Below are 13981 nucleotides of genomic sequence, written 5' to 3'. Positions count from 1 at the left end.
CCCAAGTTACTTTTTTTAGCGAAAAGCTGTAAAATAGTCTGTGGTAATAGGGCTGCGGTAAAGGTAGACGCAGAAGACGAATGGGTAGAGGTGAAGCCGTGAATACATTAATTCAAGACTTGAAGGAAGGCGACGATTTCGTCGGCTTCTACCTGATTAAAGCGATGGAAGCAAGACAGACGAACAGCTCGGTGCCCAAGGATTATCTGGACCTGGTCCTTTCGGACTCCAGTGGAAGCATTTCCGCGAAGTATTGGGATGCCAGCAAGACGGATTTGGAAACCTTTTTTCCGATGTGTGTGGTGAAGATCCAGGGGGCGGCGCATGTTTATCGGGACCAGCTGCAGGTGAAGGTGCTTCGGATTCGCAAAGCGGATGAGAATGATGGAGTCTCTGTCACGGATTTCATCCGCAGCGCGCCTGTCGCGGCAGAAGAGCTCATCGCGGTCATCCAGCGGACCATTGAAAGCCTGGAGCATGAGGACATCCGCAGGATCGTCACCTTTTGCTTCGACAAGGTGAAGGAGCAGCTTCAGTCCGCGCCAGCGGCAAAATCGTTTCATCATGCTTATTTTGGCGGGCTGGCCTATCATATGGTGCGCATGCTGGAGCTCGGTGAATTTCTGTGCAAGCAGCGGCCGTTTCTTCAACGTGATCTGGTTCAGGCAGGCATTATTTTGCACGATATTGCGAAGCCCGCCGAAATGATCTCGGAATACGGGATCGTGCAGGATTACAGCAATGCAGGCAAATTGATCGGGCATATCAGCATGGCTGCCCAGTGGGTCACCGAAGCAGCCATCAAGCTGGAGCTGGACACGGGATCGAACGCAGTACTGGCTCTGCAGCATCTGATTCTGTCTCATCATAACCTTGGGGAGTGGGGCAGTCCCGTCCAGCCGCAAATGCCGGAAGCCGTGGCTCTTCATTATATTGATGCGATGGATGCGAAGCTCCAGATGGTGGAGGACATGCTCCAGACGACAGCAGACCATCAGGAATGGACACCGGCCATTCGGGGACTGGAGAACAAGGCCATGGTCAGGCTGAAGCTGTGATGATGAACGGAGGCGAAACCACAGTCTATGGTTAAAAAAATTGGCTTAGCCCTCTTTTATCTTGTCATCGCCGGTCTGATTTATAAGTATGGGGAGTCTATTCTAGACTGGTTTCGGGAGACCGACAGTGCCTTCCAGGTCATTGGGATGGCCACGCTAATGGCGTTGTTTCCGATGATTCCTTATCCTGTGGTGGGAGGCTTGATCGGAGCCGCATTCGGCCCGGTCACCGGCGGATTGATGATCTGGACCGGCTCGACAGCGGCTTCCTTGATCATGTTCCTGTTTGTGCGCTACGGGTATCAGGACTGGGGCAAGAAGGCCTTGATGAAGGCGCGAAGGCTGGAGAAGATGACCGTGCTTTTTGAACAAAATGCGTTCCTGTTCATCCTCTTCGCCCGGATGGTCCCCACCATCCCGTCCATCATCGTGAATGTATATTCGGCCCTGAGCCGGGTCTCGTTCGGGGTCTACGCGCTTTCTTCCTCCCTGGGCAAAATTCCTGCAATGCTGCTGTTCGTGCTCATTGGCGACAGCCTGCTCACCGAGCCAAGAAACGTATTTATTACGATCATTATTTATGGGCTGTTTCTCGCCGTAACGATCTATGCGTACCGAGCCTGGAAGAGCAAGCATGTGAGTCCTGCTTCTTAGGGAGTGTTAAATGTCAGAGCCGGTTATGGACCGGCTCTTTGTGTTGGTTTTAGTAGCGCGATAGAAGAAGTATTGCCGAATGAAACGTAAATAGAGGATGTGCTTTTTAGTCACACAGGCTACAGCTAATGCTTAGAAATTCCCTGGCCCTGTGGTATAATGAACATACTAAAACCACTCCATATCGGAGGTGTTATATATGGCAATCGATAAAGATAAAATAATACAAATGTTTGAGCAATTGACCGAATCGTCACAGCAGTCAGCTTTTGATTTTATACAGTATCTTGCCGAAAAGCAGAGTCAGCTTGATTGGGAAGATCTCAAAAAGTTGGAACCGGATGCCTCGCCATTGAGTCGAGAGGAAGAGCGCCAGCTGAATAGTGATGCTGGATTTATGTCATGGGAGGAAGCCATGCATGAGCTTGACTTACCAACTGACATTCAATCGTGATGCTGTTAAGTTTGTAGCCAAGCAAGAAAGAGCTGTTCAGGAACGTATTCGTAAGTCGCTGCTCGGGTTGACTGTCCGGCCCCCGGTTGGTGATATTAGGCCAATGAAAGGTTATGATAAGCGCTTTCGACTGCGTGTAGGAAGTTATCGGATATTGTTCGAAATAAATCATCAAGAACAAGTCATATATATTCTGACGATTGATAATCGCGGTGATATTTATTAATTCACAGGAGAACATTCCCCCAATGTGCTGGAGGGATGTTTTTTTGTGAGATGTGCGCATGCTTGATTCAAAGGAGGGGTCGTTCACCTTCTGCAGTCTATTTTTGCTCACGGTGGGAATTAAATCTGTTTAGATTATAATAAGAATAAGCAAGAGCCCGTGATAGGAGCGATAACACTAGCAAACTGAAATCAATACAGCTTAGGAGGTACATCATGGACGAACTTATCGACAGTATCATTGAATTTCGTGATGAGCGAAATTGGAAGCCGTTTCACAATCCGAAAGACCTGGCTCTTTCGATTACATTAGAAGCCAGTGAGCTGCTGGAGCTTTTTCAATGGAAGAGCGGCCAGGAAGCCATAGACCAGCATTACGCTGACATGCAGGACGAAATCGCGGACATTCTCATCTATACGCTGACGCTTGCGCATGATCTGGATATCGATGTAAAGGCTGCTATCCTAGAAAAAATGAGAAAAAACGCGATTAAATATCCGGCAGACCGAACTAGAGACCACTCAAATCAGTACACTTCGTTGGACGAGTAGGAGGCTGCCATGATTATTTATGAAGCGACGAAGCAGCAATTTATGAGCGACGTAACCGAGGACAGCATCGCGGTGAAAATCCATAACCAGTTCGTGCAAAAGGTCGGCAGGGTTTCGATGGGCGAGATCAATGCCTGGAACAATTCTATGAACTACCTTTATAAAGTGCTGAACACTCCCGCCATTCCGGATGACGCAGGGATCGCTATTGAGTATAAGGTTCCGGCTTCCTCAAGAAGAATCGACTTCATGATTACGGGCTTGAACGAAAAGGACCAGTACTCTGTGGTCATTATCGAGCTGAAGCAGTGGACTAGTGTCGAAGCGATTGAAAATGCGGATGGCATTGTGGAAACCTTTTTTAACCGAACGAAGACGAAGACACCGCACCCATCGTTTCAGGCTTGGTCTTATGCACAGCTGATCAGCGATTATAACGAGTCCGTGCAGAACGAAGCGGTCCAGCTGTACCCATGTGCGTATATGCATAACTATGTGAAAGTCGACAACGACCCAATTTTGCACCCGGTATATGATCCATATTTGAAATCAGCCCCTATCTTTTCCAAGGGAGACGCGCTCAAGTTAAGAGGCTTCATTTCAACTTATATTAAGAAAACGGACAGGAATAAATCGCTTTATCTCATAGAGCATGGCAAAATCAAACCCTCCAAGTCCCTCCAGGATTCACTTGTCAGCATGCTGCAGGGAAACCAGGAATTCATTATGGTCGACGATCAGAAGGTAGTATACGAGGAAGCGTTAAGATTGGTGGAGAAGGCCCAAGCGGGCAGGAAGCAGGTATTGATCGTGGAGGGCGGGCCAGGGACAGGTAAGTCGGTTCTCGGAATTAACCTTTTAGTAGAGGTGACGGCGCGGGAGCTGGTCTGCCAATATGTAACCAAGAACAGCGCACCCCGGGCGGTATATATGAAGCAGCTTCAGCAAAATGTGAAAAAATCAGTCATTGATAACCTGTTCAAGTCATCCGGGGTCTATTACGAAGCGCTGCCTAATGAATTCGACTGCTTGATCGTAGATGAGGCTCATCGACTAAATGAAAAATCCGGGCTGTTCAAAAATAAAGGTATCAATCAAACGATGGAGATCATCCGCGCTGCGCGGTTTTCGGTTTTCTTTATCGACGAATATCAAAAAATCGCCATGCATGACGCTGGCAGTAAAGAACAGATCAGACGCTATGCCGAGCAGATGGATGCAGATATCATCGAGATGACGCTGGCTTCTCAATTCAGATGCAATGGATCCGATGGATACCTGGCGTGGCTTGAGGACGTACTAGATATTCGGGAAACGGCCAATGCGGAGGGATTTGATGTTGACTATGAAATCCGTCTGTTTGATGACCCCAATCAACTAAGAGAAGAGATCTTCAGCAAGAACCAGATGAGCAATAAAGCAAGAATGCTGGCCGGCTACTGCTGGGATTGGAAGAAGGACGGCAAAAACAACCCTGGCGTTCACGATATTGAGCTGGATGAATTTCAGTTTTTTATGAGCTGGAATCTTAGCAATACGACGACCTGGGCTATTGACCCTGAATCCGTAGATCAAGTGGGCTGCATACATACATCCCAGGGATTGGAGTTTGATTATGTCGGTGTCATCATTGGCGAGGATCTGCGTTTTGAACATAACCGTATCATTACCGACCCATTCAAGCGTGCAAAAACGGATAAGTCTCTTTCCGGCTTCAAAACGTTATATAAGCAAAATAAAGAAGAGGCGCTCCAGGCAGCCGATCGAATTATACGAAATACGTACAGAACGTTAATGACCCGGGGGACAAAGGGATGCTATATTTATTGTGTCGATCCTCATCTGAAAGCATATTTCCAGAGACGATTAGCGATTCAGCGCCAGGCGGCGATGATGTGACCTTTTGGAGGCTGCGGGCTCATTAACGCCTGAACGAGGGAAAGAGCTTCAAGAAGAGATCAATAGATCGCGTGAGGACTGGAATACATGAGCAGTGGATATCTTCTTGACACAAATATCAGGGTTGAAAAATGACGCGCGAACAGCATGACTGTTGAAGTCATAGCATAAAATAGATACAATATGATTAAAATATAGCTATCTCTATAAGGAGGGGCTTACATGCTGATTAAACCATCGGCCAGCATTCGTCAGAATTATAATGAAATTGCTGATCTGTGCAAAACCTCAGGCGAACCCGTGTATCTAACCAAGAACGGTGAAGGGGACCTTGTCGTCATGGACATCGAGGCTTTCTCCCGCCGCGAGAAGATGATGAAACTTCGTGAAGATCTGCTGGCTGTTCAAGAGGATCGTATGGCCGGGCGTGTCGGTGTGACACCAGATGAATTGGAGGACTATTTGGATCGTATGATTGATGAGGTTGAACATGGCAGGAGAAAATAGATACAAGGTAATTGTTTCTGACAGAGCCCGGCAGATGCTGGCGACTCATATTCGTTTTCTTGCCGAAAAAAGCCCCGATGCCGCGCGCAGCACAAAAAACGAATTACTTCGAGTTATCCGCAGCCTGGCACAGATGCCTGAACGTTATCCCTTTCTAGAAGCGGAGTTTATTCCCCCGAACAAGTATCATAAAATGTTTATAGAGAAGTGGTATCTAGTACTGTATCAAATTCAGAATGAAATCGTGTACGTAGACCACATTGTAGATTGCAGACAAGATTACAGGTGGCTGATCCGGTAGACAGTAATTGATATAAAACACAATGGTACCCCAGCCATCACCTTAACCGAAGGTGACCAGGCTGAAGGTACCTTTTATTTTTGCCTTCCCAGTCTTTTTGTCTAGCCTGCCGCAGCTCCCTGCATTAAAATGAAAGACATGTGACAACGGCGGACATGTGGGAAAGAAAGAGGCGGGAGTGTGTCGAAGAATGGACGTACCATTTAAGAAAGTGACGGAAGCGACGTATCTGGCAACAGAGAAGAGTGATAAGTACCGGGCGATTCTTCGCCATTTTTTTATACAGCATGAACGGCTGCGGGAGTTTTTATTCCCGGAGGAGGTTTACAACCACCTGAGAGAATCGCCTTATTTCAAGAACTATGGATTGGACGAGCTGCACAGCGACCTAGCCTCACTGGTAAGATGGGGGAACCTGCGTGCGCAGCAGGAGAGCGGTAAGGTAAGGACGATTGAGGAGTTCAAGAAGAAGAGGTTCCGGTATCAAATTACGCCGTATACGGTCGAGTTTGAACGGATGCTGATTCAGTTTGAGCATCAATCTGATCAATTTGGCGGCTCGCTGGAGAAGTCTCATTTTGAACGGATGTACCAAACGCTGCTGAGCATTAAAAAGGCGACCCAGGAATCGGCTGAACAGTGCGCCCAGCTTTGGGATGATGTATTGACCTATTTTAAAAAGATCACCCAAAACACGTCAGATTATTTCGCTTATTTACGAAGTGAGGATGCTTCAGAACAGATGAAATCGGAGGCTTTCTTCCTATACAAAGATCAGTTCACCCGCTATTTACGGGATTTCATTATCAATCTGCAGCGCACAGCCGCTTCCATTCAGGAGGTGATGATCTCGCTGCCGCGAGAGAGCATGCGGACTTTTTTCGAGAAGGTAGCCCAGCATGAGGAGAATGTGTTTCGTTTCGAACGCCTGGGAGAAAAGGAAGACCGTGCAGCGGAGCTGGAAGCGACCTGGCTAAATGTGAAGGCCTGGTTTCTCGGGGATGATGCCGGTGAAAGCCAGTACGACAATGTTCTCGAGCAAACGAATGAAGCGATTCGGCGGATGACCAGAATTATTCAGCGGCTGGGGGAACGGAGTCTGCTGCACCGCAGCCGGAAGGAGGACTATCTGCATCTGGCGGAGTGGTTTTCCAATCTGTCCTCAATGGAGGAAGCACACAAGTTGTCTTCTGTTGTGTTCGGGCTATCGCACACCAAGCATCTGTATTGTGATCATATTCCTACCGATGATATTTACACCGATGTGTGGGAGGAGGCCCCGATGGCTCATGAACGGGTTCCGCGGGTTAGGAATTATCGGGAAAAAACCAGGGCGAATGCGGCAGAGAGCCATCTGGAGAAGAAGGAGCAGACGAAGGAGGCTTATCTGAAGCAGCGGGCTTACGAACAGAAAGTGATTCAGCAGTATGTATCCGGCAGCCGGATCGAGCTGGAGCGCCTGCCTGTCATCGAGCCGTTTGTACGAAAGCTATTTCTAGTCTGGATCGGGAAGGCGATGGCTAAAGCGGACCGTACAATCAAGACAGAATACGGTGACGAAGTCAAGGTAGAACTTGACCGGAGCCGGACCATCCGGCTGCAGGCGGAAGACGGGCATATGGACATGCCGGCCGTAACGCTGCTGTTCAAGGGGAAGGAGGCGCCAAATCATGAGCCTGCGTGAGGATGTATTTGATGAACAGATGTTGGAGGCGCTGGGTCTATTGTTTGAACAGTTCTGGGTTCTGCGTGATGAAGAGCCGGCGGCCTACCGCCTGATCCGGGATCGTGAGCTTAAGCTCAAGAGGTATCTGCAGGACAAGTTCGGGCTGGATCTGATCTTGCATCAGCATTTTGCCAAGCTGGAGAAAATTCCTGTCGAGCCGCAAGGGTGGATGGGCATTCAGGCGTTTCAGGAGCCGATGGATTATGCGATCTTTTGCTGTGCACTCGCCTACACGGAGCAGAAGGGCGTGGACGAGCAGTTTCTGCTGTCAGATCTGACCGAGACCATTCAGGAGCTATATAGAAGTGAGATTCCGCTGGACTGGACGCTATATCAGCATCGGCGCTCCCTTGTCCGGGCGTTGAAGCAGGTGGCTGAGCTGCGCCTGATTAAGACGATTGACGGAAGCCTGGAGCTTTTTCAACAGAGTGAGGAAGAGGAAGTGCTTTATGAGGTCACGGTATATTCCCGTTATTTCATGAGGTCCTATCCGGATGATTTGTTCAAATTCAAGACGATTGAGGCGTTACAGGAGCAGGAGTGGGCAAGGCATCAGGAGGATTACCGGCGCAAACGGGTGTACCGCAGGTTGATGATGACCCCTTTCATGTACCGTAAAAGTGAGGATGACCCTGACTTTGCGTATATTCGGAATTTTCGGAATCGTCTGCGTGAGGACTTTGAACAGCATACTCCATTTCGGTTGGAGGTGTTTAAAAATGCTGCCATGCTGACCCTTCCGGATGCCAAAAAGCGCTATACGTTATTTCCAGATACGAGCGGCCTTGCCGATGCGGTCCTTCATGTAAGTGCGGTAATCCGAGAGCAGCAAGGCAGCCTGTCCGTCAGCGAATTCGGTGAGCTTCGTCTGCCGATAGCCCGGTTTCAAACGATCATTAAAGAAGCGAAAGAGCTTTACGGCCACGGGTGGGCGAAAAAGTACCGTGATCTCTCTCTGGAGGCCCTGTCAAATGAAATTATTGCTGTGTGGGAGGCATGGGATATGGCTTCGCTGCAGGGGGATGAACCGGATATGCTGACCATTTTGCCGGGGGCGGCCCGCATGATTGCTTTTTATCCGAAGGATTATGAACAGGAAGGGGCTGAGGTCTAGTGGCTGCAAAATGGAAGCTGAACCGGGCAGGGCTGTTTAACTTTTGGTATTACGACGATGAGATTTTTGAGTTTGAGGACGGTAAGTTGCTGCTTCGAGGCACGAATGGTTCGGGAAAGTCTGTGACGATGCAGAGCCTGCTGCCGGTGCTGCTGGATGGGAAGAAATCACCTGACCGGCTGGACCCGTTCGGCTCCAGATCACGGCGGATGGAAGATTATCTGCTGGGTGAGAAGGAAGTGTCCCACCGGGACGAGCGGACAGGCTATCTATTCATTGAATACAAGATGGAGGGCACAGACCAGTACCTGACAACGGGGATGGGAATGCAGGCCAAGCGGAATCAGCCCTTGAAGTCCTGGGGGTTCGTCATCACAGACAATCGGCGGATCGGGATCGATATAGAGCTGTACAAGCTGGTCAATCAGAACGGGGAGCGAAAGCAGTTTCCATACTCCCAGACTGAACTAACGAATATTATTGGCACAGGCGGAGAGGTAGCGGCCTCCAACCAGGAGTATATGAAGCTGGTGAACCGGTATGTGTTCGGCTTTGAAACGATCGAGGCGTATGATGATTTGATCAAGCTGCTGATCCAGCTCCGCAGCCCGAAGCTGTCGAAGGATTTCAAACCGACGGTCATCTACGAGATTCTGGAAGAAGCGCTGCCTCCGCTCACAGACGATGATCTGCGTTATTTGTCGGATTCTATTGAACAGATGGACCAGACCAGGCAGCAGATGGAGCAGCTGGAACGAGAGGTCAAGGCATTAACCAGGCTGAAGAATGCCTATGAAGCCTATTCCGAGCGGATCTTTTCAGACCAGGTGAAAGAGTGGAAGCATGCACAGGAACGGTCGCACAAAGAGAATCAACACGTTGGAAGCCTGAAGAACCAGTTGTCTGAGCTTGAAGTGAACTTGGAAGCTACTAGACAGAGGCAGAATGATTTGAAGATCAGAAGAGTCACCTTGAGCGAGCAGGATAAACGGCTGAGAATGCATGAGGTATTCCGGCTGGAGGATGAGCTGCAGCAGAAGCTGAAGGATCAGGATTCACTGAGGCGCGACATTTCAAGTCAAGAGAGCCGGGTAGAGTCTAAAGCGGGCAAAGAGCGGGAAACCCGGAGAAGAATAGATGACCTTGAACTGAGCGTCAATCATAAGGAGCAGCAGCTGCGTGACGCTGTAGAGGATTTGGACTACGAGGCAGAGGAATGTGCCTTCTCGCAGCATGAGCTAAATGTGCAGGACTATGAACGGAATGAAGGTGGACGCTTTAATTTTGATAACTGGAAAAGAGAGCTGGAGCAGCATACGAAGAAGCTCGAAGCGGCTCTGCTGGAGCTGAAGCACCGTGATTTTGTGGTTCAGCAATTCCAGGATAAAAACCGGGAGCTGAGCGAAATCAAGCAGGCGCATGATGACCTGCTTCAAAACGAAGGGAAATGGCAGCGGCTGCTGTCTGAAGAACAGCAGGCCTTGATTCATCAGATTCATCTGTGGCTGAAAACGCATGAGGTTTATCAGGTGGATGATCGTGCTAAACAGCAGATGATGCGGATGGTAGAAGCTTTATATACAGACTACGAGTTTGAGCAAGTGAAAGACCTTTTCACGCCGTTCGTACAGGCGTATGAGGATCAGCTTCGAAACCGGCGTTCGGATTGTACTTCCGAAATCAACAAGGCGGTGGCTGAGCGTGAAGAGCTGCGAACCCAATGGAAGGAAATGCAGGCCCAGCGGGATCCTGAGCCTGAACGGCACGAGGCCACCATAGAATTGCGCAGACAGTTAGAGTCCCAGTCGGTGATATTTAAGCCGCTCTATGAAATCGTGGAGTTTCATCCGGAGGTGCCGGAAGGCGTACAGCGGCGCTTGGAAAGCGCACTGGCTGAAACAGGTCTCTTGGATGCACTGGTGACAACGAAAGATTTAGAGGCCCGGCATGACCGTGTGCTCTTGGCAGAGCCCAAGCTGTTTACAGCGACTTTAGCGGATTACCTGCAGCCGGACACACAGCAGCGGAGTATTCCGGTGGACCGGGTTGAGGCTGTACTGCAAAGTATTGAAATGAATGGAGAGGCTCCGGTTCACTTTACGGAAGACGGAGGCTACCGCTTGGGCAGCCTGCAGGGCCATGCCCTGCCGCTGGATGAGGTGCGTTTTATCGGCAGGGAGGCGAGAAGGCGCTACCGCGAGCAGCTGCTGGCTGGTCTGGAGGCACGGATTGCTGAAGCCGATGAGCAGATAACGTTATATACGGATGAACGCGCGGAGATCGATGACCGACTGCAGAAATCTAAAGAAGCCTGGAGCACCTTCCCCGCGAGCAGCGACGTCAGAACCTGCCATAATGAGCTGAGAGACACCCGAGGAGAGTTGGCACGATGTCATAAGTCCATCAAGAGCATTTCAGATCAGTTGAGCGGGCTGGATCAGAAGCTGCAGGAGAGCAAAAGAAAGCTCTATGATTTGACGCATGGCCTGTCACTAGATTCCAAGACGGAATCGTACCAGCATGCCCTGGATCAAAGTCGGCGGTACGAGAAGCGGTTAAACGGGATTCACCTGGAGCACGAGCATTGGGTCCGGCTGCTGGAGGATCAGCGGCGGGAACGGGAGCAGCTGCAGGACCTGGAAGCGGAAACCGATGAGCTTCGGGGAGAACTGGCCGTTCTGAAGGACAAGGCTGTAAAGCTGGAGCAGCAAATTCAGGATATTATCCGTCAGCAGCAGCTAAAGGGTGCAGAGGAAGTGAGGAGCGAGATCAAACAGGTCGCCCATGATTTGGGTCAGCTGGATTTGGAGCTGGGGCAGCTAACGGATAGCATTCCGAGGCTGGAAGCGAATCAATCGACGGCCCGGGAGAAGCTTGCGGAGAAGCAAGAGCAATACGCGTTCTGGAACCGTATGAGCGTCGCCTGGAGAGAAGCGCTGGAGAGAGAATGGAAGCGTGGAACAATGACGGGCGCTCGTGAAGAACTGAATGACTTGCTGCTGAGTTCATATGTCCAAGTTGAAGCTGCCAACAAGGATAGGTCTGTCCTGGAAGGCGATCTGACGAAACTGTATTATAATCTACAATCGGATTTGACCGAACATAAAATATCACAGTATACAGAAGGGGTTGAGCCTGCTGGCTGGATGAATGACATCGACAGAGATGAATGGCGGCCAGTCGTCGAGCAGTGGAAAGCTAAAACCACCCGGGATTTGATTGAATTTGATCAGCGTGGCGTCAAGATTTCACCTTCAGCCTTGTATGACACGGTTTCCCGGGAGCTGTCCATTCAGGAGACCCGGCTGGATGAGCTGGACAAGCAGCTGTATGAAGAAATTTTGCTGCATTCCGTAGGGCACAAGCTCCGGGCGCGCATCCGCCGGGCCGAGCAGTGGACGGAGCAGATGCGTGAATTAATGGAAAGCCGGGATACCTCTTCTGGTCTCAAGTTCTCCATACGCTGGAAACCGAGAACGGCTGATTCTGAGCAGGAGCTGGACACCCAGGAGCTGGTCACGCTGCTGAAACAGGATGCCCAAGTGCTGAATGAAGAGGATCTGGGCCGAATTACACGTCATTTTCGCTCCAAGATTCAGTCGGCTAAAGTATGGCTGGACGAAAAGGGTGAGGGACAGACCCTTCTTCAGGTGCTGAAGATGGTGCTGGATTACCGCAAATGGTTTTCCTTCGTGCTTTATTATGAGCGTCCTCATGAACCAAGGCGCGAGTTGACCAACCATCACTTTTTCAGATTCAGTGGAGGAGAAAAAGCGATGGCGATGTATATCCCGCTCTTTACCGCATGCTACTCTCGCTATAAGGAGGCGGCTCCGAGCGCGCCTTACATTATTTCCCTGGACGAAGCCTTTGCAGGCGTCGACGAGAATAACATTAACGAAATGTTTGAGATTGTAGAGAAGCTTGGCTTTAACTATATTATGAACTCTCAAGTATTATGGGGGGATTATGCATCTGTACAGTCCTTATCCGTCTGCGAGCTGGTCAGGCCGAAGAACGCAGATTACGTAACGGTGATCAGGTATAAATGGAACGGACAGAGCTTGTCGCTTCAAGTGAGTGAAGAAGAAGGTGGGTATGATGAGCACGAAGCTGGATGAGGCACTTCTCTATTTTAAGCGTAGAAAGGGATTTGAGGTCCTGTTTCTACTTTTTCGCAAAAAATATGAATCACTCGGCAGGTTCGGGGGATCAGCGGAGCTTTCTTCCTTCACGGATGGGGAAATCGAGGAGATTGCGGTGTTCATGGGGGAATCTCCCCATCATCTGATGCGAAAAGGAAAGCTGCTGCTGTCCTCTTTCGAGCATCGACTGCAGCAAACCCGGTATGCCGGAATTACACTGTATGAGTTGCTTGAGGCCTATTGGGGCAAACCGCTTCGATCCAAAAAAGCGCTGAAGCTAGAGCAAGAAGCCGCACGGGTGGAGAGGCTTGAGACTTACAAGATGCTTCATCCCGATCTACTCCCTTGGTTTACCTACCTGGAAAGTAGGACTAGCGATACTCACTGGATTTGGAGGCTGCTGCTTGAGCCTGATTTTGCAGATGAGATGAGCATGATGGCTCTCGCTTTTGCAGGCCTGCCGGCGCGGATGGAGCGGTATCCGCTGTTCAGTCAGCGCATCACCGGCAACCCTCACGCACTGGATCTGTCAGAGCCGCGGGGCAAGTTGTGGATCCATCTGCTGCATGTGATGGCGGACGGACAGGGCCCTCCCCCCTCCAAGGCGGAGGCGCTGAATGAGCTGCTGCTGAAGTATAACCTGCTAAGGGATGACATCCAGAATTTTGTCTCGCAGGCCAATCTTCTGGCTTACGATGATGAGTGCGAGCATCCTGTTTGGAGAGCCGCTGCAGATGAGCAGTGTGTCATGAATATGCCCATGCGGGAGCTGATCAAGGTGAACCGGGTGACTGCGGCCGCTGCGGCAGGGGCTGGGCACGCACCCAGCGTGTACGTTGTAGAGAATTCAGGCGTATTCTCCGCGCTGCTTGATGCCGTGCCGGACGCAAGCCTGGTCTGCACTCATGGGCAGTTTAAGCTTGCCGGCTTATACTTGCTGGACCTGCTTGCGAAGGCCGGACATACTCTTTTTTACAGCGGGGACTTCGATCCGGAGGGGCTGGCGATGGCAGTTCGTTTCAAGGAACGGTACGGTGAGCAGGCTCAATTATGGAGAATGAGTATAGATGACTTTCACGCATCTTCTCCTGTGGTGGAGTTAGGGGACCGAGAGTCCAAGCTGCATTCGCTGCTTGACTCTGAGCTGGGCAAAGTAGCCCAGGCTGTGAAGGAAACCGGCAGAGCTGGTTATCAGGAGGGGATAGTAACCCTGCTTATTGAGGATTTGCGGAATCGAAGGATGTTTAACAACGTTTGAAAGAGCTGAAGAGGTAGACGACAGGAGTATATCTGAGAAGAGTACATCCTATATAAGTAGGAGTGAGAACACTGAAAATCACATGTTA

At 50.1% G+C, this 13981-nt stretch carries 12 protein-coding genes; all 12 read left to right on the top strand.

All coding sequences use genetic code 11. The features are described from left to right. Positions 1–164 precede the first annotated feature (164 nt). Positions 165–1058 carry a 3'-5' exoribonuclease YhaM family protein gene (locus JJQ72_RS14655; RefSeq protein ID WP_243896112.1) on the top strand — a complete coding sequence of 298 codons (894 nt, stop codon included), beginning with the start codon at positions 165–167 and terminating at the stop codon, positions 1056–1058. Positions 1059–1085: 27 nt separating this feature from the next. Further along, a complete protein-coding gene (locus JJQ72_RS14650) occupies positions 1086–1712 on the top strand; it encodes a TVP38/TMEM64 family protein (RefSeq protein WP_208204128.1) in 627 nt (208 codons plus the stop codon). A 199-nt stretch (positions 1713–1911) separates the two neighbouring features. Beyond that, positions 1912–2166, top strand: a complete 255-nt coding sequence (locus tag JJQ72_RS14645) for a hypothetical protein (protein ID WP_208204127.1) — start codon at positions 1912–1914, stop codon at positions 2164–2166. Continuing rightward, positions 2132–2392 carry a type II toxin-antitoxin system RelE family toxin gene (locus tag JJQ72_RS14640; RefSeq protein ID WP_208204126.1) on the top strand — a complete coding sequence of 87 codons (261 nt, stop codon included), beginning with the start codon at positions 2132–2134 and terminating at the stop codon, positions 2390–2392. Before JJQ72_RS14645 ends, JJQ72_RS14640 begins: the two co-directional genes overlap by 35 nt. A gap of 215 nt (positions 2393–2607) precedes the next feature. Then, positions 2608–2943 carry a nucleotide pyrophosphohydrolase gene (locus tag JJQ72_RS14635; RefSeq protein ID WP_243896106.1) on the top strand — a complete coding sequence of 112 codons (336 nt, stop codon included), beginning with the start codon at positions 2608–2610 and terminating at the stop codon, positions 2941–2943. Between the two features lie 9 nt (positions 2944–2952). Further along, positions 2953–4842: a DUF2075 domain-containing protein gene (locus JJQ72_RS14630; protein ID WP_208204125.1), complete on the top strand. Its 1890-nt coding sequence runs from the start codon at positions 2953–2955 to the stop codon at positions 4840–4842. A 222-nt stretch (positions 4843–5064) separates the two neighbouring features. Continuing rightward, positions 5065–5349, top strand: a complete 285-nt coding sequence (locus JJQ72_RS14625; RefSeq protein ID WP_208204124.1) for a type II toxin-antitoxin system prevent-host-death family antitoxin — start codon at positions 5065–5067, stop codon at positions 5347–5349. Further along, positions 5333–5650, top strand: coding sequence for a type II toxin-antitoxin system RelE/ParE family toxin (locus JJQ72_RS14620; protein WP_208204123.1), 318 nt, complete (start codon positions 5333–5335; stop codon positions 5648–5650). Before JJQ72_RS14625 ends, JJQ72_RS14620 begins: the two co-directional genes overlap by 17 nt. Positions 5651–5840: 190 nt before the next feature. Further along, the gene (locus tag JJQ72_RS14615) at positions 5841–7334 is read left to right on the top strand and encodes a TIGR02677 family protein (RefSeq protein ID WP_208204122.1); all 1494 of its coding nucleotides are present in this window, start codon (positions 5841–5843) and stop codon (positions 7332–7334) included. After that, a complete protein-coding gene (locus JJQ72_RS14610) occupies positions 7321–8490 on the top strand; it encodes a TIGR02678 family protein (protein WP_208204121.1) in 1170 nt (389 codons plus the stop codon). Before JJQ72_RS14615 ends, JJQ72_RS14610 begins: the two co-directional genes overlap by 14 nt. Then, positions 8490–12611 carry a TIGR02680 family protein gene (locus JJQ72_RS14605; protein WP_208204120.1) on the top strand — a complete coding sequence of 1374 codons (4122 nt, stop codon included), beginning with the start codon at positions 8490–8492 and terminating at the stop codon, positions 12609–12611. The genes JJQ72_RS14610 and JJQ72_RS14605 overlap by 1 nt, the downstream gene beginning before the upstream one ends. Continuing rightward, positions 12589–13893 carry a TIGR02679 family protein gene (locus tag JJQ72_RS14600; RefSeq protein WP_208204119.1) on the top strand — a complete coding sequence of 435 codons (1305 nt, stop codon included), beginning with the start codon at positions 12589–12591 and terminating at the stop codon, positions 13891–13893. The genes JJQ72_RS14605 and JJQ72_RS14600 overlap by 23 nt, the downstream gene beginning before the upstream one ends. Positions 13894–13981: the final 88 nt, after the last annotated feature.

The sequence above is a fragment of the Paenibacillus sp. F411 genome (assembly GCF_017582705.1).
Lineage (GTDB): Bacteria > Bacillota > Bacilli > Paenibacillales > Paenibacillaceae > Paenibacillus_AQ > Paenibacillus_AQ algicola.
Note: the sequence above shows the minus strand (reverse complement) of the source record. Positions and strands in the feature narration are given on the sequence as shown.